Consider the following 21,393-nt stretch of genomic DNA (forward strand, 5'->3'; position numbering starts at 1 on the left):
TTGCACTTGACCTTCAATACAGTTACTTTCTTTGCAGCAGCAAAGAAAGTGACTGCCGCCCCGCACAGGGGCAACGCTAATAGACCACTAAGAAATCAGGATTTCACAGAAGCCCAAGCAAACCAGAACCCAAAAACCTCACCGCCCCAAATAAGACTCGATAACAGCTTCGTCACGCTTGACGTCCTCAAGCGTGCCCTCCGCCAGGACGCTGCCCTCGGCCATCACCGTGACCTTGCCGCTATCGCCCGCGAGCGCCGCCACGAACTCCATGTCGTGCTCCACGACCATCATCGAACATGAACCGCGCAGCTTGTTGAGCAACTCCGCGAGCTCCATCGTCTCGTGATCGGTCATGCCCGCAGCAGGCTCGTCAAGCAGCAGAAGCGCGGGCTGCTGCATCAGCAACATGCCGATCTCCAGCCGCTGCTTCTGTCCGTGCGAAAGCTCGCCAGCAAGTCTCGTCGCCTGATGCTGCAGGCGAATCAGCTCCAGCGTTTCCTCGATCCGCGCCTGCGCCTCACGATCCAGCCGCGCACGCAATGAAGCAAACCAGCGCTTGTCCGTCTTCATCGCAAGCTCAAGGTTCTCCCACACAGGATGATTCTCGAACACCGTCGGCTTCTGAAACTTGCGGCCAATGCCCGTGCGCGCGATGACAGGCTCCGACATGCGCGTGAGATCAAATGTCTGCCCGAGGAAGACCTTGCCGTCGTCAGGCCGCGTCTTGCCCGTGATGACGTCCATCATCGTCGTCTTGCCTGCGCCGTTCGGGCCGATCACGCAACGCAACTCGCCCACGTCGATCGAGAGCGTCAGCTTGTTCAGCGCGCGAAAACCGTCGAAGCTCACCGTCACGTCTTCCAGATAGAGGATCGTGCCGTGCGATACGTCGATCTCGCCGGGTGCAAGCACATGGCCCAGGCCCGAGATGACGTTGATGTTCTTGTGACTCGATTCAGGCAAATCCGGCGCCGGCGGAATCGGCGGCAAATCCACGATCAAGGCGTGATGTGCGGTCATTCTGCTGAATCTCCTGCTGTCTTCCCGCGACGCGCGAGATCAATGAGGCCCATGATGCCGTTGGGCAACAGCAAGGGCACGAGCGTGAAGATGAGACCAAGGAAGAACAGCCAGTATTCCGCGAAATGCGCAGTGAAGAAGCTCTTCGCGCCATTCACCGCGAACGCGCCAATGATCGGCCCGAGCAGCGTGCCGCGTCCGCCGACCGCAACCCAGATCGCCATTTCGATCGAGTTCGCAGGCGACATCTCGCTCGGATTGATGATGCCCACTTGCGGCACATACAGCGCGCCCGCGATGCCGCACAACACGGCCGATACCGTCCAGATGAACAGCTTGTACGCGAGCGGACTGTAGCCGAGGAACATCAGGCGCGCCTCGCCGTCGCGCACGCCGGTCACGACGCGCCCGAGCTTCGACGTGACGATCCAGCGCGCCGCGAGAAACGCGAGCACGAGCACGGCGAACGTGATGAGGAAGAGGGCAGTGCGCGTGCCCGCATGCGTGATCGGAAAACCCGCGATGCGCTTGAAGTCCGTGAAGCCGTTGTTGCCGCCGAAGCCCGTCTCGTTGCGATAGAAGAGCAGCATCGCGGCAAAGGTCATCGCCTGCGTGATGATCGACAGGTACACGCCCTTCACGCGCGAGCGGAACGTGAAGAAGCCGAACACCCACGCGAGCACGCCGGGCACGAGCACGACGAGCAGAAGCGCATACCAGAGATGCTCGGTGCCTTCCCAGTACCACGGCAGCTTGTGCCAGTCGAGAAACACCATGAAGTCGGGCAGATCGCTCTTGTACACGCCTTCGTGGCCGATCGAACGCATCAGGTACATGCCCATCGCGTAGCCGCCGAGCGCGAAGAAGAGCGCGTGGCCGAGGCTCAGAATGCCGCAGTAGCCCCACACGAGATCGAGCGCGAGCGCGCCGATCGCATAGCACATGAGCTTGCCTGCGAGCGTCATCGCATACGCGGACAAGTGGAACGTGCTCGTCTCCGGCAGCACGAGCGCGGACACGGGCACGAACACGCCCATCGCGATGATGAGCGCGATCAGGGCGATCCAGCCGTGGCGCGGCAGGAGCGCGGCGCGCGGCGGCAAGCCGAGCGCGAAGCCCGCGCGCGCGGCGCTGGCGTCGGGTTGCGGCGCGACGTCGAGATTGGCGCCGATATTGGTCGAGGCGGTCATGGATCAGGCCTCCGCGCTGCGGCCCTTCAGGGCGAACATGCCCTGCGGACGCTTCTGGATGAACAACACGATCAGCACGAGCACCGCGATCTTCGCGAGCACCGCGCCCCAGAACGGTTCGACCGCCTTGCTCACGAGGCCGAGCCCGAAGCCGCCGATCACCGTGCCCGCAAGCTGGCCGACGCCGCCCAGCACCACGGCCATGAACGAATCGATGATGTAGCTCTGGCCGAGGTCCGGCCCGACATTGCCGATCTGCGAGAGCGCGCAACCGCCGAGTCCCGCGATGCCCGCGCCGAACGCAAACGCATACGAATCGACGCGCGCCGTCTTCACGCCGACGCAGGCGGCCATGCGGCGGTTCTGCGTCACCGCGCGCACGAACAATCCAAGACGTGTGCGCGTCAGCACGCCCCAGGCGATCAGCACCACGATCAGCGAGAACGCGAGGATCGTCAGGCGGTTGTACGGCAGGATGAGGTTCTGCATGACGGCGACGCCGCCGCTCATCCACGAGGGGTTGGACACCTGCACGTTCTGTGCGCCGAAGATCGTGCGCGTCGCCTGAATGAGGATCAGGCTGATGCCGAAGGTCGTCAGCAGCGTTTCGAGCGGACGGCCATAGAGATGCTTCAGCACGAGCCGCTCCAGCGCGATGCCGACCAGCGCCGCCGCGATGAACGAGACAGGCACCGCGAACAGCGGGTACCAGTTGAACGCGGCGGGCGCGTAGTGCTGCACGAGGTTCTGCACGACGTAGGTCGCGTACGCGCCGATCATCAGGAATTCGCCGTGCGCCATGTTGATGACGCCAATGAGGCCATACGTGATCGCGAGCCCTAGCGCCGCGAGCAGCAGCACGCTGCCGAGCGACAGGCCCGCGAAGATCGTGCCGAAGATTTCGCTGCGGCGCTGGATCGAATCCAGCGCGTAAATGCCTTCCTGCGCCGCGTTGCGCACGCGCTCGTCGGGCTCGTTGTAGGTGCCGTCGGCCTTCTTCGCGACGATCGGGCGCAACAGCTCGTACATGTCGAGATCGCGGCGTGCGGCGACGAGCTGCGCCGCTTCGAGGCGCTTGCCGACGTCGGGATCGTGAAGCGCCGTCATCGCCCAGAGCGTGTCGAGACGCTTCTTCAGCTCGGCATCCTGTTCGATGGCGCGGGCGCGGTCGATCATCGGCTTCATCGATGCGTCCGGGTTCTTCAGCAATGCCGCGATGGCTTCGCGGCGCTTCGCCACATCGGGCGATGCGAGCTGCAGGCCCGAGAGCGCGCCCGCCACTTTCGTGCGCAGGATGTTGCTCAGTGTGATCGCCTGAGCGCCGGGCGCTTCGACGATCTTGCCGGTGACGGGATCCTTGTTGCCGTCGTCGGTCTGGATATAGACGTGGCCGTTGTCGGTCGCGACAGCGGAGCCGGCGGACAACGCGCTCAGCACCGCGACCGAGGGCACGTCCGCGTTGGCGATGAGCTTGTCGATGGCGGCGGACTTGGCTTCGAAGTCGTCGCCCGCGAGCGGGGCGAGATCATCGTTGGTGAGCGCCTGGGCGCTGAACGGCGCGATCGCAATGAAGAGCGCGAGCAACACACGCACGAAGGGTGAGGCGAGCGAACCGGTCATGGTGGCCTTTCTTGTAAGACGTCGACGGCCGCGCGCATTGTCTGCGGGCGCGCGGCCTTGCTGCTTCAAACCGTCAGCGCGTCAGGCGGTGCGCACCCGCTGGCGGCGCAGGAACGACGGGATCGAGCTGACCACATCGGGCTTGCCGTCGTTGCCGGCGATATACGGGCTCCACGGTTGCGCGCGGATCGCGGTCTTGGTTTTCCACACGACGTTGAACTGGCCGTCGCCGCGAATTTCGCCGATCATCACGGGCTTGTGCAGATGGTGGTTGCCGTCCATCGTCAGCGTGAAGCCCGAGGGCGCGGCGAAGCTCTGGCCGACCATTGCGGTGCGCACCTTGTCGACGTCGGTGCTCTTTGCCTTTTCGACCGCCTGCTTCCACATGTGGATGCCGACGAAGGTCGCTTCCATCGGATCGTTCGTGACGCGCTTGTCGCCGCCCGGCAGATTCTGCGACTTGACCCATTCGGCGAACTGCGTTTCGAACTTCTTGTTGTTGGGATTCTTCACCGACATGAAGTAGTTCCATGCCGCGAGGTGACCGACGAGCGGCTTGGTGTCGATGCCGCGCAGTTCCTCTTCGCCGACCGAGAACGCCACGACGGGCACGTCGGTGGCCTTCAGGCCCTGGTTGCCGAGCTCCTTGTAGAACGGTACGTTCGAATCGCCGTTGATCGTAGATACGACGGTTGTCTTTCCCCCTTGGGCAAAGGTCTTGATGTTCGCGACGATGGTCTGATAGTCGCTATGTCCGAACGGTGTGTAGACCTCTTGAATGTCCGCATCCTTGACCCCCTTGGAGTGGAGGAATGCGCGCAGGATCTTGTTGGTCGTGCGCGGGTACACGTAGTCGGTGCCGAGCAGGAAGAAGCGCTTGGCGCTGCCGCCTTCCGGTCCCATCAGATATTCGACGGCGGGGATCGCCTGCTGGTTGGGCGCTGCGCCCGTATAGAAGACGTTGCGCGACATCTCTTCGCCTTCGTACTGGACGGGATAGAAGAGCAGGCCGTTGAGTTCCTCGAAGACCGGCAGCACGGACTTGCGCGACACCGAGGTCCAGCAGCCGAACACGCACGCGACCTTGTCCTGGGTGAGGAGCTGGCGGGCCTTCTCGGCGAAGAGCGGCCAGTTGGACGCCGGATCGACGACGACGGGTTGCAGCTGGCGGCCCATCACGCCGCCGTTCTTGTTGATGTCCGCGATGGTCATGAGCGCCGTGTCCTTCAGCGACGTCTCGGAGATCGCCATGGTGCCTGACAGCGAATGCAGGATGCCGACTTTGATCGGACCGGTGTCGGCGGCTTGGGCCTTCGAGATCGGAAGCTGACTCGCGAGGGCGAGCGCGCCCGACATGGAGCCGAACTTCAGCAGACTGCGACGTTTCATGAGTGTGTTCCCCTTGCCGATGTGTTTGTTTGGGCAATGACGATTGCCGGCGTTTTTCTGCAAGGGTTATGCCAAGGAGGGATGTGCCCGAAGGGCGGGGGTTTGGGGATTTTGCCTGCCGGCTTGGGGTGGTTTGTGCGAGATGTTTTGGTGCGTGGGTTCGATCGCGTGCATCGTTGCGGTGCGTGGGGGTGTTTTTTTGTTTGCTCTGCTTGGGCTTCTATGAAATCCTGATTGCTTAGTGGTCTATTAGTGTTGCCCCTGTGCGGGGCGGCAGTCACTTTCTTTGCTGCTGCAAAGAAAGTAACCAAAGAAAGCAGCTTTGGCCCGGAGTGCTGGAGGCGGACGCGTTGTCATGGTTCGGAGTGGCCCAGCCCCTAAGTGTCGCCCTCGTATGACTGACGCAGCTTGGCTCGCGCATGGTCTGCTCCATCGCACCACAAGACTGACTGGTTCAGCACTAAAGAGCACCGGCCCGCTGCGCGGCCGAAGGGTTCATCGGGTTCGCGCGCGCGCTTCTCTACTAACGCTTCCATCTCTCCGCTTCTGCCTAACGACGGTTTCCCTTGCATACCCTGCGGCAGCGCGTAGCGCTGTGCCGGAACGCTTTGGGGCTGAACCAGCCATCTTGGATGACAGGCTAGTCAGACCGTGCGCGAGCCACGTCGCGTGAGTCCTTTGAGGGCGACACTTAGGGGCTGGGCCACTCCGAACGATGACGACGAGTCTGCCTGGGCCAAAAAGCTGCTTTCTTTGGTTACTTTCTTTGCAGCAGCAAAGAAAGTGACTGCCGCCCCGCACAGGGGCAACGCTAATAGACCACTAAGCAATCAGGATTTCACAGAAGCGCAAGCGAACGAACAAACAAACAAACAAACAAACAAACCAACCCACGCCTCCGGCAAAAAGACCCCTAACGATTAACCATCCGCGCCGGCACGCTCAACGCGAGCAACGCGCCAAGTACCATGAACCCCGCAAGCATATACATCCCGCTTGCATTCGACGCAGTAGCCTGCTTGAGCCACCCAACGAGATAAGGACTCAAAAACCCCGCAAGGTTGCCAAGCGAGTTGATCATCGCAATGCCCGCAGCCGCGCCCGTGCCCGCAAGAAACGCCGTCGGCAGACTCCAGAACAAAGGCAGCGTCGTAAGGATGCCCGTCGTGGCAAGCGTGAGACCGACCATCGCAAGCGTCGTGTTCGATGCCCACACCACCGACAGCACCAGCCCGATCGCCCCGAGGAACGCCGGAATCGCAATGTGCCAGCGGCGCTCGCCGCTCCTGTCCGCGCTGCGCGCCGCATACAGCATGCCGATCACCGCCGCGCCATACGGAATCGCGGAGAGCAGGCCGACCTGGAGCGCATCCGATACGCCCATCGACTTGATGATGGTCGGCAGCCAGAAGCTCACGCCGTACAGGCCCATCACGAACGAGAAGTAGATGAGGCTCATCAGCCACACCTTCGGACTCGACAGGATCCTGCCGATCGACGGATCCTCCTTCTCGACGTTATCCGCGGCTATGTTGCGCTCCAGCAGCTCGCGCTCTTCCTGCGTGAGCCACTTGGCCTTCGAAATGCGATCGTCCAGCATGGCGAGCACGACCAGGCCGACGACCACCGACGGAATGCCTTCGAGCAACAGCAGCCATTGCCAGCCGTGCCAGTTGTTCGCGCCGTCGAAGCTCTTCATGATCCAGCCCGACACCGGCCCGCCGATCAGGCCCGACAGCGCGATGGCCGTCATGAAGAGCGTCGTCATGCGTCCGCGCCGCCGCGCCGGAAACCAGTACGTCAGATAAAGAATGATCCCGGGGAAGAAGCCCGCTTCCGCCGCGCCCAGCAGGAAGCGCATCACGTAGAACATCGTAGGCGTAGTGACGAACATCGTGAGCGCGGAAATGATGCCCCACGAGATCATGATCCGCGCAATCCACACCCGCGCGCCCACCCGATGCAGGATCACGTTGCTCGGAATCTCGAAGATAAAGTAGCCGAAAAAGAAGATGCCCGCGCCGAAGCCGTACACGGCGTCCGACAGCTGCAGGTCGGCGGCCATCTGCAGCTTGGCGAAGCCGACGTTCACACGGTCCAGATACGCGACCACGTAGCAGATCAAAAGAAGCGGCGAGAGCCGCCACGCCACCTTGCGGTAGGTGGCCTCCTCGAAAGCGGACGGCGCGCCCGCGCCGGGGCGGGGCATGGGATTGGCGGTGCTGGCCATGTTGTTGTCTCCTGTCGGGCGATGTTGGCGCTTCGGCGCCTTGCACTGGTCCCATGCAAGGCGCTCGTTCTCATGCATCGGGGAGCGGAATGGGCCCGCCCGCGATTACAGACGCGTAAGGATTCTAGCCGTTCGTCATCGACGCCAAGCGCTTGTTTTTGCTAGGGAAAGCACCGATGCTGACGGTGCGCGCCGCACCCGGAAGCACGGCGCGCAAGTCAGGCGATCAGACGCAACGCCCGCCGTCCACTTCGAGGGCGACGCCGGTGATGAACTCGGCATCGTCGGAGGCGAGATAGAGCGCGGCGTTCGCGATGTCCTGCGGCGTCGAGAGGCGCCCGAGCGGAATGGTCGCGAGGAACTTGCGGCGGTTCTCGGGCGTGTCCTCCATGCCCATGAATTCGGAGAGCAGGCCGGTCTCGCCCATCACCGGATTGATGCAGTTCACGCGGATGCGGTCCGCGCCCAGTTCGACTGCGAGCGCCTTGCTCGCGATGATCACCGCCGCCTTGCTGCCGTTGTACCAGACGAGGCCCGGGCGCGGCCGCACGCCCGCCGTCGACGCGATGTTGATGAACGCGCCGCCGCCCTGCTCGCGGAAATACGGCACGAACTGCTCGACGCTCCAGTAGATGCTCTTCACGTTCACCGCATAGACGCGGTCGAACTCGGCCTCCGTCACTTCGAGCACGGGCTTGTTACGGTGCGTCGTCCCCGCATTGTTGACGACGATCTGCACGCTGCCGAAGTCCTCGATGGCCGCGTCGTGCAGCTTCTGCCAGTCCTCGCGCCTGGTCACGTCGCCTTGCACCGCGATCGCGCGGCCGTGCGCGGCTTCCGGCGACGAGGCGAGCGCGATCTCGCTCGCCACGCGCTCGGCGGCAGGGCCATTCAGATCGTTCACGACGACGTTCGCGCCTTCGCGCGCGAAGGTCTTCGCGATGCCTTCGCCGAATCCCGAGCCGCCGCCCGTCACGATCACCGTCTTGCCTTGCAGTCGCATGTTGCCTCCTTTTTTGTCGATATGGGCGTCAGCCGTGCTTGATCGCGATGGTCTTCAAGGTCGTGAAGCCGTACAGCGCCTCGAAGCCCTTCTCGCGTCCGTGTCCCGAATGCTTCACGCCGCCGAACGGCAACTCGATGCCGCCGCCCGCGCCGTAGTTGTTGATGAACACCTGCCCCGAGCGCACGCGCCGCGCAAGGCGCATCTGGCGCGCGCCGTCGCGCGTCCAGATGCCCGCCACCAGTCCGTAGTCCGTGCCGTTCGCGAGCTTGAGCGCATCGGCTTCGTCCTCGAAGGGCATGGCGGCGAGCACCGGTCCGAACACCTCCTCGCGCGCGAGACGGTGCGTCGGCGGCACGTCGCGCAGGAGCGTCGGCGCTTGATAGAAGCCGGCTTCGGGCGCATCCGCGACGACTTCGCCGTGCGCGGCCATCGGGATGCCGTCGTGCTGCGCATCGGACAGGTAGTCCCACACGCGCTGCTGCTGCTTCGCGCTGATGAGCGGGCCGCAGTCGAGATCGAGCTTGCTCGGGCCGACCCGGAGCGCCGCGAACGCCTGCGAGAGCCGCTCGAGCAGCGGCTCATACGCCGCCCGCTCGATCAGCACGCGGCTGCCCGCCGAGCACGTCTGTCCGGCGTTCTGCACGATCGCGGCGACGAGCACGGGCAGGGCTGCGTCGAAGTCGGCATCGGCGAAGACGATTTGCGGCGACTTGCCGCCCAGCTCCAGCGTAACGGGCACGTGGTTGTCGGCGGCCATCTTGGTGACGGCCGCGCCCGTCGCGGGCGACCCGGTGAACGAAATATGGTCGATGCCCGGATGACGCGCGAGCGCCGCGCCCGCTTCATGCCCGTAGCCGGTCACGATGTTGAGCGCGCCGTCCGGAAGCCCCGCTTCCGCCGCCAGTTCCGCAATGCGCAAGAGCGACAGGCACGCATCCTCCGCCGGCTTCACGACGCACGCGTTGCCGGTCGCGAGCGCCGCGCCGACGCTGCGCCCGAAAATCTGCAGCGGATAGTTCCACGGCACGATATGGCCCGTCACGCCGTGCGGCTCGCGGATCGTGAGCACCGTGAAGCCGGACTGATAGGGCAGGGTTTCGCCGTGCAGCTTGTCGGCGGCGCCCGCGTAGAACTCGAAGTAGCGCGCGATGCCGGTGGCGTCGGCGCGCGCCTGCCTGAGCGGCTTGCCGGTGTCGCGGGCTTCGACCTGGGCGATCTCCTCGTGGCACGCGGAGATCAGCATCGACAGCCGCGCGAGAACACGCCCGCGCTCGGCGGCGCTCGTCGCGCCCCACGGGCCTTCGTAGGCGGCGCGCGCGGCGGCTACCGCCCGGTCGATGTCGGCCGGCGTGCCGCGCGCGATCTGCGCGAAGATCTGGCCGTCCGACGGATCGACCACCGGAATCGTCTCGCCGACCGACGGCGCGACCCAGCGGTTGTCGATGAAGTGCTTCGCTTCTTCCATGCATGTCTCCTGATATCCGGCTTTGAGCCGGCTGATGGAATTCGATGTTTTTTCGGCGCCGCATCCGATTATCGCGCCAACGCCCGGCGCGCGCCCGCCGTGGCGGGCGGCGAGACCCGATTGGCTATAATGACGCAATCACGCACCCGCATGCGCGACGAGCGCAGCGGTTCCGCCAAGGGGCCGTCCGCCCGTGCGATTCCGTCTCCGACCTCAACTTCTCCAGAGAGTGCTCATGAGCTTCAACAACGTACCTCCCGGCAAGGACCTTCCGCAGGATTTCAACGTCATCATCGAGATTCCCGCGCAGAGCGATCCGGTCAAATACGAAGCGGACAAGGACCTGGGCCTGCTCGTCGTCGACCGCTTCATCAGCACCGGCATGCGCTATCCGGCCAACTACGGCTTCATTCCGCAGACGCTCTCCGGCGACGGCGACCCGGTCGACGTGCTCGTCATCACGCCCTTCCCGCTGCTGGCAGGCGCGGTCGTACGGGCGCGCGCGCTCGGCATGCTGCAGATGACGGACGAATCCGGCGTGGATGCGAAGCTGATCGCCGTGCCGCACGACAAGGTCTGCCCGATGACGGCGAACATCAAGTCGATCGACGACGTGCCCGAATACCTGAAGGATCAGATCAAGCACTTCTTCGAGAACTACAAGGCGCTCGAGAAAGGCAAGTGGGTGAAGGTCGAGGGCTGGGCGGGCATCGACGCGGCGCACAAGGAAATCTCGGAAGGCGCCGCGAACTACAAGAAGTAAGCGGTTCTTTCGGCATGGCGCCGCCGCGTGCTCGAAGCGCGGCGGCGCCTCACTCTTCCTCGCTTGCCTCGATCCGGGGCAACAACGATTCGAGCGACCGCTCTCCCGCGATCAACGCGCGCTTCTGCTGCGCGCTCAGACGCTTCACGCGATATTCGGCGCGCAACGCCTCCGATCTCCCCGTCAGTTCGAACGACGCCAGCACTCTGAGCGGTTTTCTCGCGCGCGTATAGCGTGCGCCCTTGCCGCTCGCGTGCACGAGAAAGCGCGCCTCGACATCCGTCGCGATGCCCGTGTAGAGGCTGCCGTCGGCGCATTCGATCAGATAGAGGAACCACGGCATCGCGTTGTATGGGCGCAGGAGAGGATTCGCCGCGCATTATCGCCGAAAGCACCGTGTCGGGGCAGTAGCGGTGCATCGGCGCGCGGGCGGCATTCGCGGACTTGCGCGAGAATAGCCGCTTTCGGGCGCGGTTCGCCGCATGTCTTGCATCGCTCGCGCCCGCCGTTATTTCAGCGAGGTAAAGCCTGTTGAATCGCGAGGTCGAAATTCATGTGGTCGATGCGCTGGACGACATCCCGGCCGACGACTGGAACCGGATCGCCGGCGACAATCCGTTCGTGCGTCACGCGTTTCTCTCGGCGTTGCAGGAAACGGGATGCGCGGTCAGGCGCACCGGCTGGCGTGCGCATCATCTGATCCTGACACGCGGGGGCGAGTTCGCCGGCGCGATGCCGCTGTATCTCAAGTCGCACTCGCGCGGGGAATACGTCTTCGATCACGCCTGGGCCGATGCCTTCGAGCGCCACGGCCTGCGCTATTACCCGAAGGCGCTGTCCGCGGTGCCGTTCTCGCCGGTGACGGGCCCGCGCCTCATCGCGGCGCATCACGAGGATCGCGTGTTGCTCGCGCGCGGGGCGATCGAGCTGACGCGCCGGCTCGAGCTCTCGTCGCTGCATGTGCTGTTTCCGCACGCGCAGGACGTCGAGGCGCTGACGGACGCGGGCTACATGCTGCGAGAAGGCGTGCAGTTCCACTGGGAGAATCTGCCCGGTGAGGGCTACCAGAGCTTCGACGCGTTCCTCGCGACGATGAGCCACGACAAGCGCAAGAAGATCAAGCAGGACCGGCGGCGCGTGACGGAAGCGGGCGTCACGTACAGGTGGCTGCGCGGCGCGGAGATCGATCAGGGCGCGCTCGACTTCTTCTACGACTGCTACGACAACACGTATCGTGAGCACTGGAACGCGCCGTATCTCACGCGCGAATTTTTCGGCCGCATTCATGCCGAAGCGCCCGACAGCGTGCTGCTCGTGATCGCGGAAGCCGACGGCGAACCGCTCGCGTGCGCGCTCAACATGATCGGCGGCGACACGATGTATGGCCGCTACTGGGGCACGCGCGAGTTCGTCTCGGGCCTGCACTTCGAGACGTGCTATATGCAGGGCATCGCGTACTGCATCGAACACGCGCTGGCGCGCTTCGAAGGCGGCGCGCAGGGCGTGCACAAGATGTCGCGCGGCCTTCTGCCGACGCCGACGTGGTCCGCGCACTGGATCGCGGATCAGCGTTTCGCGCAGGCGATCGCCGAGTTTCTCGATGCGGAAACCGAAGCGATGGATCATCACATCGAAGAGCTGGAAGCGCATACGCCGTTCCGCAAGAAGGCCTGAATGCGCATGCGATAATCGTTGCGGGTTCTTACCCCATTTCATACCGATATCGCATCACGCCCTGCCGGCGACGCCGCGCAGTGAGCACTGGTCAACACGCGCAGGTAATGTCGACGATGAGCAAAGACTTTTTCAACCTATACAGCCATGACTTCGCGCGCGTCGCAGTTGCCGTTCCGACCTGCAAAGTGGCCGACCCGGCGTTCAACGCCGCGCAGACGATCGAGCTGGCGAGGCAGGCGGCAGGGCGCGGCGCGGTGCTCGTCGCGTTTCCCGAACTCGGTATTTCCGCGTACACCTGTGACGACCTCTTTCATCAAAGAGCCCTGCTCGATGCCTGCGAGGATGCCCTGAAAAGCATTCTCGAAGCGTCGCAAGGGCTGAACGCGGCGCTGATCGTCGGCGCGCCGGTCAGAGCCGAGCACAAGCTCTTCAATTGCGCGATCGTCATCGCCGACGGAATCATTCGCGGCGTCGTCCCGAAGAGCTACTTGCCCAACTATGGCGAGTTCTACGAAGCGCGGCAGTTCAGCCCGGCCGATGCCGCGACCACACGCACGCTCTCGCTGTGCGGACAGGACGCGCCGTTCGGGCCGTCGCTGCTCTTTCAGATCGAGAACCTTCCGCTCTTCAGGTTTCACGTCGAAATCTGCGAAGACGTGTGGGTGCCCGTTCCGCCTTCGTCGTTCGCGGCGCTCGCCGGCGCGACCGTGCTCGTGAATCTGTCGGCCTCGAACATCGTCGTGGGCAAGTCGGCGTATCGGCATCAGCTCGTCGGCCAACAGTCCGCGCGTTGCATCGCCGCGTATCTCTACACGTCGGCGGGAGATGGGGAGTCGTCCACCGACATGGCCTGGGACGGCCAAGGCCTCATTTACGAGAACGGTGAGCTGCTCGCGGAATCCGAGCGTTTCTCCGGCGAGTCCCACCTCATATTCGCCGACGTGGACCTGGAGCGGCTTTCCCGCGAGCGCATGAGGCAGACCACCTTCGGCCGATCGACGCACAGGCACGCCGACGAGGTCGAGAAGTTCACCGTGGTCGAATTCCCGATCGCCCTGCCGGCCAAAGGGAAGCTGCCGCTCGAGCGACGCGTCGAGCGCTTTCCCTACGTCCCGGCAGACCCGGCGCGACGCGACGAGCGATGCAACGAGGTGTACAACATCCAGGTGCAGGCGCTGCTGCAGCGGCTTCAGTCGTCGGGCATCTCCAAGGTCGTCATCGGTATTTCCGGCGGCCTGGATTCGACGCATGCACTGCTCGTGTGCGCGAAAGCCATGGACCGCCTCGGACTGCCGCGCTCCAACATACTGGCGTACACGATGCCCGGCTTCGCGACGAGCGACCGGACGCTCGGCCAGGCGCGCGAGTTGATGGAGGTCATCGGCTGCACGGCCGGCGAAATCGACATTCGCCCGAGTTGCGTGCAGATGCTGTCCGACATCGGCCATCCGCACAGTTCGGGGAGCGAGCAATACGACATCACCTATGAGAACGTGCAGGCAGGAGAGCGCACGAGTCACCTGTTCCGGCTGGCGAATTTCAACAACGCGATCGTCATCGGCACAGGGGACCTGAGTGAGCTGGCACTCGGCTGGTGCACCTATGGAGTGGGCGATCACATGTCCCACTACAACGTCAACGCGAGCGTGCCCAAGACATTGATCACGCACCTGGTTCGTTGGGTGGCCGAATCGGGGCAGATCGGCAGCACCGGAACCGACGTGCTCGAAAACATCCTGAGCACCGATATCAGTCCGGAGCTCATCCCCGGCAAGACGAGCGGCGCCGTGGAGCAGAAGACGGAGAGCGTCATCGGCCCCTATGAACTGCAGGATTTCAACCTGTACTACACGCTTCGGTTCGGCTTCGCTCCCACCAAGGTCGCATTTCTGGCGCTCACCGCATGGCGCAACCGCGATGCGGGCGAGTGGCCGGAAGGGCCCACCGTCACCCGGAATCAGTACGGCCTCGCCGAGATCCGCAAGAATCTCAGGATCTTTCTGGACCGCTTCTTCCGCACCAGCCAGTTCAAACGTTCATGCATACCGAACGCGCCGAAGGTCGGGTCGGGCGGCTCGCTTTCTCCCCGCGGCGACTGGCGAGCGCCGAGCGATTCGCAGGCAACGGTGTGGCTCAAGGACCTGGAGCGCGTTCCCGTGACGGAGTGATGTCGAGCGTCGTTCGCTTGCTCGATGAAACGCGGCTAGAATCGAAAACATCTGTCCCACGCGGGGCACGACCTTTTTTCGAACCCTTGAATCGATATTTACGCGAGGCTCGCCATGAAACGCATCACCGCCATCATCAAACCGTTCAAGCTCGACGAAGTTCGCGAAGCGCTCGCCGAAGTGGGGCTCACGGGTCTCACGGTCACGGAAGTGAAGGGCTTCGGCCGTCAGAAGGGGCACACGGAGCTCTATCGTGGTGCAGAGTATGTGGTCGACTTCCTCCCGAAGGTGAAGATCGAAGTCGTCGTCGCGAACGATCAGACCGATCAGGTGATCGACGCGATCATCGGCGCGGCGCGCACCGGCAAGATCGGTGACGGCAAGATTTTCGTCGCCGAGGTCGAACGCGTCATCCGCATCCGCACCGGCGAGGAAAACGAAGCAGCGGTCTGAGCGCTTCGATTCCTGTCGACGTATCCGCCCGCTCGTTCGAGCGGGCTCACCGTTCCCTCCTGTTTCCCTCTCTGGAGTGCGCATGCACCAGTGCGATGCGCGTCGTCGTCTCCGGTTTTTTTCATCCGTATTGCTTGCCTGACCGCAGGATTTACCCGTCCGTGCGGTAACATCGGTTCTCCTGTTATATTTTTGTAAGGATTCGTTTGATGCATCACGCGATCGGCTTCATTCAGGATCTCGCAGTGATCATGGCCATCGCGGGTGTCGTGACGGTGTTGTTCCACCGCATGCGGCAGCCGGTCGTCCTCGGGTATATCGTCGCGGGCGTGATCATCGGGCCGTACACGCCGCCGTTCAATCTCATCCACGACGAAGCGACGATCCAGACGCTCGGCGAGCTCGGCGTCGTCTTCCTGATGTTCTCGCTCGGGCTCGAGTTCAGCCTGCGCAAGCTGTTCAAGGTCGGCGCGACGGCCTTCGTCGCCGCGCTCTCGGAAATCGTGCTGATGATCTGGATCGGCTACGAGATCGGCCGCTGGTTCGGCTGGAATGCAATGGACTCGCTCTTTCTCGGCGCGATGCTCGCGATCTCGTCGACGACCATCATCGTGAAGGCGCTCTCCGAAGTCGGCATGAAAGGCGAGGGCTTCGCGCAGCTCGTGTTCGGCATTCTGATCGTCGAGGACATCCTCGCCATCGCAATGCTCGTGCTGCTGTCGGGCATCGCGCAGACGGGCTCGGTGAGCGCGGGCATCGCGGCCGTGACGCTCGGCAAGCTGCTGCTCTTCATGACGGTGTCGCTCGTCGTCGGCATACTCACCGTGCCGCGCGCGCTCAATTACGTCGCGCGCGCGAAGAGCGACGAGATGCTGCTCGTCACCGTGCTCGGCTTCTGCTTCGGCTTCTGCCTGCTCGTCGTGAAGCTCGACTATTCGATCGCGCTCGGCGCGTTTCTCATCGGCGCGATCATGGCGGAGTCGAGGCATCTCGCGCGCATCGAGCATCTCATTGCGCCGGTGCGCGACATGTTCTCGGCGATCTTCTTCGTCACCATCGGCCTGCTGCTGAACCCGGCGGTGCTCGTGGAGTACGCGTGGCCGATCGCCGTCATCACGGTCGCGGTGGTGCTCGGCAAGATCGTGTCGTGCGGGCTCGGCACTTTTCTCGCGGGCAAGGACGGGCGCACGGCGATGCGCGTCGGCATGAGCGTCGCGCAGATCGGCGAGTTCTCGTTCATCATCGCGTCGCTCGGGCTCTCGCTCAAGGTCACGAGCAGCTTTCTCTATCCGATCGCGGTGGCCGTGTCCGCGGTCACGACGCTCTTCACGCCGTATCTCATCCGCGCCGCCGATCCGCTCACGATGCGCCTCGCCCGCGCGATGCCCGCGCCGGTGGCCAACACCTTCGGCCTCTATTCGCAATGGCTCGCGAGCCTGACGCCCGTGTCCGGCGGCCCGACGCTCTTCTCGATGACGAAGCGCATCGTGCTGCAGATCTCGGTGAATCTCGCGCTCGTCGCGGCGATCTTTCTGGGCGCGTCGTATGCGGCGCCGTTCGCGTCCGCGCATCTCGCGCGCTGGCTCGAAACCGATAACGCGCAGCGCGTCGCGCTGTGGAGCGCGGCGCTCATCGTCGCGTTGCCGTTTCTGGTCGCCGTGTACCGCAAGCTCGAATCGCTCGCGCTGCTGCTCGCGGAGGTGAGCGTGCAGCCCGCGAAAGCGGGGCGCTTCACGCGCGCGATCCGTTCGGCGATTTCCGGGCTCATTCCGATCGTCGCGATGTTCGGCGTCTTTCTGCTCGTCGCGGCGCTCTCGGGCGGCATCCTGCCGCCGTTCGGGCTGATGGTCGGCGTGCTGCTGTGCGCGGCGCTGTTGCTGACGGTGCTGTGGCGCTGGTGCGTGAAAATCCACGCGACGATGCAGATCGCCTTGCGCGAGACCTTCGAGGAGCCGCGCGATGATTGACGGCTTTTTCACGGGATAGCCCTGAGAGCGGCGTATTACCGGTTCCCGCGATAATGTGAGCCAATGTGAGCAATTGTGTGCTGGTTTGCCCCGCCCTGTCCGGAGGCGGATAATCAAGGCTTGTGCATGCTCCTTACGGCGCTCGAGCGCCTGAATCGGAATGAGCGATAACAAAACGTCCAACGACGCAAGCAGCATCGACGCGCGCCATCATGGCGCCGATTCTTCGGCAGCGGGAGTTTCGCAGGACGGCGCGCCATCCGCGCCGCACGGACCGCGCGCGAATCCCACGGCGCCGCCCGAAGCCGCAGCGGCGGCCGCGGCGCCCGGTCCCAAGGCGAGCGCGACAGAGCGGGCATCGACGGATGCGCCTTCGAGCGCGTCGAACGTCGAACCGGTCGATACGACCCAGGCCCGGCGCGACGAAGCGCAGCAGGCCGCCCGCGAAGCCCGCGCATCGGCGGCGAGTGCAACGGCGGCTCAGGAAGCCGCGGTGCGCGAAAAGCGCCGTGTGTCCGCCGATTCCAAGGCAAGCCTCGCCGAAAATCTCGAAGCGGCGACCGAAGCGGAAGCCGCGAATGCCAACGCGCACTCCGCCGCGACCGATTCCCCGACCGGCCGCACGGCTCCGCCGCCGGCGGTCGGCCTGCCGCCCGACTTCACCGATGCGCCCGATTTCGCCAAGCTCAATCCTCCGCCGCTGCCGGTATCGGAACAGGCCGCAGCGCCGGCGCAGCCCGCCTATCTCAAGCAGTCGGACTCGGCGTGGTCGGTGTTCGGCCGCATCATCGCGGCGCGCGCGCGGCAGATCTTCGACCGCGCGGGGCAGCGCATCACCCAGCGCACGCTGCGCATCGGGGTGTCGGCGCGCATCTTCCACCCGGAGCCGGGCGCGAAAGGGCTGCGCGGCAAGACGCTGCAGTATCTCGAGGAGTCGATCGCGCACTGGGTCATGTCGCGCGATGTGCTCGTCTTCATGATTCCGACCGTCGGACACCAGGGCATGCTGCATCCGAGCAACATTCGCCTGCGCGACTATGCGAAGCATCTCGACGGCCTGCTGCTGCAAGGCGGCGCGGACGTCTCGCCGCAGTCCTATGAGGAAGCGACGACGCGTCCCGAATGGCCGGGCGACCGTGTGCGCGACATGTACGAACTGGAGCTGCTGCATGAGTTCGTCGAGTCGGGCAAGCCCGTGCTCGGGGTGTGCCGCGGCTGCCAGCTGATCAACGTGGCGTTCGGCGGCACGCTTTACGGCGATATCGCGACCGACGTGCCGACGGCCGGCATCCACGTCAATGAGCAGTACGACCAGCATCGGCATTCGATCCGCTTCCCCGACGGCTCCACGCTCGTCAACATGTTCCCGAACCAGCGCGAGGCGATCGTCAACTCGATCCACCATCAGGCGGTGAAGTCGCTCGGGCGCGATTTGAACATCGAGGCGGTGTCGGCGTCGGACGGGATCATCGAGGCGGTGCGGTATCGCAAGGCGCCGTTCGTCGTCGGCGTGCAGTGGCACCCGGAGTTTCACCGGGCGGGCGGCGCGGAGCTGCTCGATTGCACGCCGTTGCTCGACACGTTCCTGCGCGTTGCGCGCGAAACGCGGTTCTGAGTCAGGCGCGTTGCAGCAAGCCGTAAAGAAGAAGGCCCGCTCGGACTCGAGCGGGCCTTCTTGCTTTTCAAGTGCGAACCGATCCGATCAACGCGAGGGCATCACGTTTACCGGCGCGAGCCCGGCTTCCGTCTGCCGCTGAAGCTGGTCGACCTGCATCTGCAGCGCGCGCAGCTTGCGTTCGGCTTCGAGCTTGTCGGTCTGCAGCGCGGCCGATTCGACCTGCAATTGCTGCTGTCGCTGCGATACCTGCGAGTCCTGCTGCTGCGCGAGCGCGAGGTCGGTGGAGAGCCGGTTCGCGCGCTCCGCCGATTTCGCGATCACGCGCTCGAGCAGCGCCTTCTGCGCCGCCAGCTGCATGCGGCGGATCTCGCCGTCGGCGAGATCGAAGCTCTTGCGGGCGAACTGCGCGTAGATCGATTCCGCGCGGCTCTGGTCCTGCGTCTTCACCACACGCCACCAGCGATCGTCCTGCGAGAGCGCCACGTAGAACAGCATGTCTTGCGCGAGGAAGAAGAGTTTTGCGCCGTAGCTGCCGTTGCGCGTCTCGCGCAATTCGATGAGACTGCCTGCCTGCACGAGATTCTGCAGCTCGGCGATATTGCCCTCGACGCGCGGCGCGCGTGCGTCGGCTTTCAGGTCGGAGAGGTCCTCGGGAGCGGCTTGCGCCGACGCCTCGTCCCCGGGTTGAGCGCCTTGACTCGGCTGATTCGCCTTCGTCGCGTATTTCGTCTGCGTCGAAGCGGCGAACGTGCTCGTGAAGGGCGCGAGAAAACTGCAGATGGACAGGGCGAGCGCGAGCGTCGCGTAACGGATTGTGCTGGGTTGCTTCATGTTGGCGTCGGGGCCGAAAAGGTTGATCGGACTGGCAAGGCGCGTTCTCTGTCGCATCTCGGGCCGTTCGTCTCTGTCAATTTCCAGTTGCGCCTCCTGCGCGCGGATTGCGTGCGCCGGACGCGGGCGCGTTGCTGTCGAGCGTCGGCGAGTGCTGGAGGATCGCGTAGAGCGCCTCCGGGTTCATCGCGTCCGGCGCCTTTGGCGGCTGGCTTCTGTTGTTATGGCTCGATGCCGCGCGTGCGCGCCATGCGGATTCGACCGCCGCGATGCGCTCGTCGGCCGGATGGGCGCGCGCGATCGCGTGAGTCGTCCGAAGCGCGGGTTCGGCCTTCGCGCGGTGGAGGTGTTTTTGCTCCGTCACATCGGCCATCGAGTGTGCGCCGCTGTTCTTGCGTCGCTTCGCCGTGTTGCCGGAAGGTTCGGCATGCGCGGCTTGCTTCGTCACGGTCTTGCGTGGATGCGGATGGGCTTGCGCCGTCGCCGCAGTGCTCTTGCGCGTGCCGGCGGACGAGATCTGCGGCGGCGCGACGGCGGACGGCTCGGATGAAATCGCGAGCGGCTTTGACGTGGCGGCGAGCGTGGTCGCGGTCGCGGACGCGGCGGGTCGATTGATGGTCACCGTTTCGGCGCGAGGAACACGGGGGGTCGTCACAGGCGCCAACGCGGGCGCGGCCGAATGAGCGCTTGCTCCCGGCCGGGCGGGCATTTCGGCTCCATTGGCCAGAACCGGCGGCGTTTCGCCCGACGGCTTCGGTTCATATCCGAACAGCAGCCACACGATGAGCATCGCGCCGGCGGCTGCCGCGACCGCGATGGCGACCGGCCTGCTGGTGAGGCTCTTGCGGACGGGCGCGGTCATCGGGGCTCCGACCGACAGTTGCACCGGATCGATGCGCTTGTCCTCGACGTCGCCGGAGGCGCGCGGGCCCTGCATCAGGTTGAGCACGGCGCGTGGAATGCTTTCCCTGGCGTACACGCCCCACAGGCTCACCGCGCGATAGGGCGAGCTCGTATCCGACAGACGGAATGCGGGGACGTAAGCCGTCTCGAAACGCGCCGCGAACAGCGGAAATTCCGACTGCGATTGAACGGGGCGCGTGCGCGCGGGCGACCACTCGAACCCGAAGTTCAGGGACGGATCCGTCAGCAGGCGCACCGTCGGCAGACGCAGATTGCCTTCCACAACGATCAGGGGTTCGATCATGAAGATTCCACATGCGTGCGCCGGGCAGGGACAGCGGGACAGCCGCGGACCTTCATGGCGCAGGAGACGACATCGCGGGTAGAGCGCGAAGAGGCCGAAAATTCGACCCGACATCATACGAAATGCCCTTGTCTCCGACGACCAGAACATTCCTATTGTCAATTTTTACAGGAATGCTTATTGACTGAACTTTGTTGATCGTGTTAGTCGGCCGACGTATTGCGTGGCGTGTCAGGCGAGTGAGTAGACGTAGCGCAGCGAAAAGAGATCGATGCCGGCCATATGGTCGGCTTCGCGTGACGCGCACTTCCAGCCGCGCGATTCGTAGAAGCCGATCGCCGCCGCGTTCTGCTCCAGTACGAAGAGATGCAGTTGCCGCGCGCCGCGCGAGCGCGCCCAGCGTATCGCTTCGGCGAGCATCGTGGTGCCCGTGCCGAGGCCCTTGTGCCCGGGCAGCGCATGCAGATTGTCAACGAGCACGCTGCCCGTCTCGTCCGGTTCAAGAAGACATACGAAGCCGACCGCCTCGCCGCCATGTTCGGCGATGAACGCGCATCCCGCGCCGGCGCCGATTTCCTTCATGCGCGCTTCCCAGTGCGCGGCGCGCTCGGCATGCATGTCGCGTTCGAGATAGCCGTCCGGCAGGATGCCGCGATACGCCGACGCCCAACTGCGCGCGTGCATGGACGCGATGAGCGCGGCGTCGGCCAAGGTGGCTTCGCGCAGCGAGCATTGCGTGGCGGCGTTCGGGCCGGTTGTTGGTTTGGAGTTAGACATATGTAAGCT

At 64.4% G+C, this 21,393-nt stretch carries 17 protein-coding genes; 6 read left to right on the plus strand and 11 right to left on the minus strand.

The features are described from left to right. Positions 1-138: 138 nt before the first annotated feature. The 7 genes from urtD to AWB83_RS30270 form a co-directional block, all read right to left on the minus strand. Positions 139-1,023, minus strand: a complete 885-nt coding sequence (gene urtD, locus AWB83_RS30235; RefSeq protein WP_087049308.1) for an urea ABC transporter ATP-binding protein UrtD — start codon at positions 1,021-1,023, stop codon at positions 139-141. Continuing rightward, positions 1,020-2,213 carry an urea ABC transporter permease subunit UrtC gene (gene urtC, locus AWB83_RS30240; RefSeq protein ID WP_087049309.1) on the minus strand — a complete coding sequence of 398 codons (1,194 nt, stop codon included), beginning with the start codon at positions 2,211-2,213 and terminating at the stop codon, positions 1,020-1,022. Before urtC ends, urtD begins: the two co-directional genes overlap by 4 nt. Before the next feature lie 3 nt (positions 2,214-2,216). Then, entirely contained in the window at positions 2,217-3,833 is a 1,617-nt protein-coding gene (urtB, locus tag AWB83_RS30245; RefSeq protein ID WP_087049310.1) for an urea ABC transporter permease subunit UrtB, read from the minus strand. A gap of 81 nt (positions 3,834-3,914) precedes the next feature. After that, a complete protein-coding gene (urtA, locus tag AWB83_RS30250) occupies positions 3,915-5,222 on the minus strand; it encodes an urea ABC transporter substrate-binding protein (RefSeq protein ID WP_087049311.1) in 1,308 nt (435 codons plus the stop codon). Between the two features lie 913 nt (positions 5,223-6,135). Next, entirely contained in the window at positions 6,136-7,452 is a 1,317-nt protein-coding gene (locus tag AWB83_RS30260) for an MFS transporter (protein ID WP_087049356.1), read from the minus strand. A 226-nt stretch (positions 7,453-7,678) separates the two neighbouring features. Further along, on the minus strand, positions 7,679-8,455 hold the full coding sequence (locus AWB83_RS30265) for an SDR family oxidoreductase (protein ID WP_087049313.1): 777 nt from the start codon (positions 8,453-8,455) through the stop codon (positions 7,679-7,681). A gap of 28 nt (positions 8,456-8,483) precedes the next feature. Continuing rightward, on the minus strand, positions 8,484-9,923 hold the full coding sequence (locus AWB83_RS30270) for an aldehyde dehydrogenase family protein (protein WP_087049314.1): 1,440 nt from the start codon (positions 9,921-9,923) through the stop codon (positions 8,484-8,486). Between the two features lie 235 nt (positions 9,924-10,158). Here AWB83_RS30270 and ppa point away from each other — a divergent pair, with 235 nt between their 5' ends. After that, positions 10,159-10,686 carry an inorganic diphosphatase gene (gene ppa, locus AWB83_RS30275; protein ID WP_087049315.1) on the plus strand — a complete coding sequence of 176 codons (528 nt, stop codon included), beginning with the start codon at positions 10,159-10,161 and terminating at the stop codon, positions 10,684-10,686. Positions 10,687-10,735: 49 nt separating this feature from the next. Here the strand turns inward: ppa and AWB83_RS30280 are convergent, their stop codons facing one another. Continuing rightward, positions 10,736-11,029, minus strand: coding sequence for a GIY-YIG nuclease family protein (locus AWB83_RS30280; protein WP_087049316.1), 294 nt, complete (start codon positions 11,027-11,029; stop codon positions 10,736-10,738). Positions 11,030-11,217: 188 nt separating this feature from the next. Here AWB83_RS30280 and AWB83_RS30285 point away from each other — a divergent pair, with 188 nt between their 5' ends. From AWB83_RS30285 to AWB83_RS30305, 5 genes are all read left to right on the plus strand, one after another. Then, positions 11,218-12,360 carry a GNAT family N-acetyltransferase gene (locus AWB83_RS30285; protein WP_087049317.1) on the plus strand — a complete coding sequence of 381 codons (1,143 nt, stop codon included), beginning with the start codon at positions 11,218-11,220 and terminating at the stop codon, positions 12,358-12,360. Between the two features lie 116 nt (positions 12,361-12,476). After that, positions 12,477-14,531, plus strand: a complete 2,055-nt coding sequence (locus tag AWB83_RS30290; protein WP_087049357.1) for an NAD(+) synthase — start codon at positions 12,477-12,479, stop codon at positions 14,529-14,531. Positions 14,532-14,645: 114 nt separating this feature from the next. Further along, positions 14,646-14,984 carry a P-II family nitrogen regulator gene (gene glnK, locus AWB83_RS30295; protein WP_086969848.1) on the plus strand — a complete coding sequence of 113 codons (339 nt, stop codon included), beginning with the start codon at positions 14,646-14,648 and terminating at the stop codon, positions 14,982-14,984. A 209-nt stretch (positions 14,985-15,193) separates the two neighbouring features. Next, a complete protein-coding gene (locus AWB83_RS30300; protein WP_087049318.1) occupies positions 15,194-16,951 on the plus strand; it encodes a cation:proton antiporter in 1,758 nt (585 codons plus the stop codon). A 160-nt stretch (positions 16,952-17,111) separates the two neighbouring features. Continuing rightward, complete coding sequence (locus AWB83_RS30305; protein WP_087049319.1) at positions 17,112-18,566, plus strand: gamma-glutamyl-gamma-aminobutyrate hydrolase family protein; 1,455 nt, start codon at positions 17,112-17,114, stop codon at positions 18,564-18,566. An 87-nt stretch (positions 18,567-18,653) separates the two neighbouring features. Here AWB83_RS30305 and AWB83_RS30310 read toward each other — a convergent pair whose 3' ends face one another. The 3 genes from AWB83_RS30310 to AWB83_RS30320 form a co-directional block, all read right to left on the minus strand. Next, positions 18,654-19,400, minus strand: coding sequence for a DUF2968 domain-containing protein (locus AWB83_RS30310; protein WP_087049320.1), 747 nt, complete (start codon positions 19,398-19,400; stop codon positions 18,654-18,656). 76 nt (positions 19,401-19,476) lie between these two features. After that, positions 19,477-20,607, minus strand: coding sequence for a hypothetical protein (locus AWB83_RS30315; protein WP_143750127.1), 1,131 nt, complete (start codon positions 20,605-20,607; stop codon positions 19,477-19,479). 231 nt (positions 20,608-20,838) lie between these two features. Continuing rightward, positions 20,839-21,384, minus strand: coding sequence for a GNAT family N-acetyltransferase (locus AWB83_RS30320; protein WP_087049322.1), 546 nt, complete (start codon positions 21,382-21,384; stop codon positions 20,839-20,841). Positions 21,385-21,393 lie beyond the last annotated feature (9 nt).

Origin of the sequence: Caballeronia ptereochthonis, assembly GCF_001545075.1 — a bacterium.
GTDB classification, from domain to species: Bacteria; Pseudomonadota; Gammaproteobacteria; order Burkholderiales; family Burkholderiaceae; genus Caballeronia; species Caballeronia ptereochthonis.

Excerpts from the sequence above, each read along its gene's own strand:
- urtD (WP_087049308.1), bottom strand. The coding sequence starts at position 1,023 with ATGACCGCACATCACGCCTTGATCGTGGATTTGCCGCCGATTCCGCCG.
- urtC (WP_087049309.1), bottom strand. The coding sequence starts at position 2,213 with ATGACCGCCTCGACCAATATCGGCGCCAATCTCGACGTCGCGCCGCAA.
- urtB (WP_087049310.1), bottom strand. The coding sequence starts at position 3,833 with ATGACCGGTTCGCTCGCCTCACCCTTCGTGCGTGTGTTGCTCGCGCTC.
- urtA (WP_087049311.1), bottom strand. The coding sequence starts at position 5,222 with ATGAAACGTCGCAGTCTGCTGAAGTTCGGCTCCATGTCGGGCGCGCTC.
- AWB83_RS30260 (WP_087049356.1), bottom strand. The coding sequence starts at position 7,452 with ATGGCCAGCACCGCCAATCCCATGCCCCGCCCCGGCGCGGGCGCGCCG.
- AWB83_RS30265 (WP_087049313.1), bottom strand. The coding sequence starts at position 8,455 with ATGCGACTGCAAGGCAAGACGGTGATCGTGACGGGCGGCGGCTCGGGA.
- AWB83_RS30270 (WP_087049314.1), bottom strand. The coding sequence starts at position 9,923 with ATGGAAGAAGCGAAGCACTTCATCGACAACCGCTGGGTCGCGCCGTCG.
- ppa (WP_087049315.1), top strand. The coding sequence starts at position 10,159 with ATGAGCTTCAACAACGTACCTCCCGGCAAGGACCTTCCGCAGGATTTC.
- AWB83_RS30280 (WP_087049316.1), bottom strand. The coding sequence starts at position 11,029 with ATGCCGTGGTTCCTCTATCTGATCGAATGCGCCGACGGCAGCCTCTAC.
- AWB83_RS30290 (WP_087049357.1), top strand. The coding sequence starts at position 12,477 with ATGAGCAAAGACTTTTTCAACCTATACAGCCATGACTTCGCGCGCGTC.
- glnK (WP_086969848.1), top strand. The coding sequence starts at position 14,646 with ATGAAACGCATCACCGCCATCATCAAACCGTTCAAGCTCGACGAAGTT.
- AWB83_RS30300 (WP_087049318.1), top strand. The coding sequence starts at position 15,194 with ATGCATCACGCGATCGGCTTCATTCAGGATCTCGCAGTGATCATGGCC.
- AWB83_RS30305 (WP_087049319.1), top strand. The coding sequence starts at position 17,112 with ATGAGCGATAACAAAACGTCCAACGACGCAAGCAGCATCGACGCGCGC.
- AWB83_RS30310 (WP_087049320.1), bottom strand. The coding sequence starts at position 19,400 with ATGAAGCAACCCAGCACAATCCGTTACGCGACGCTCGCGCTCGCCCTG.
- AWB83_RS30315 (WP_143750127.1), bottom strand. The coding sequence starts at position 20,607 with ATGATCGAACCCCTGATCGTTGTGGAAGGCAATCTGCGTCTGCCGACG.
- AWB83_RS30320 (WP_087049322.1), bottom strand. The coding sequence starts at position 21,384 with ATGTCTAACTCCAAACCAACAACCGGCCCGAACGCCGCCACGCAATGC.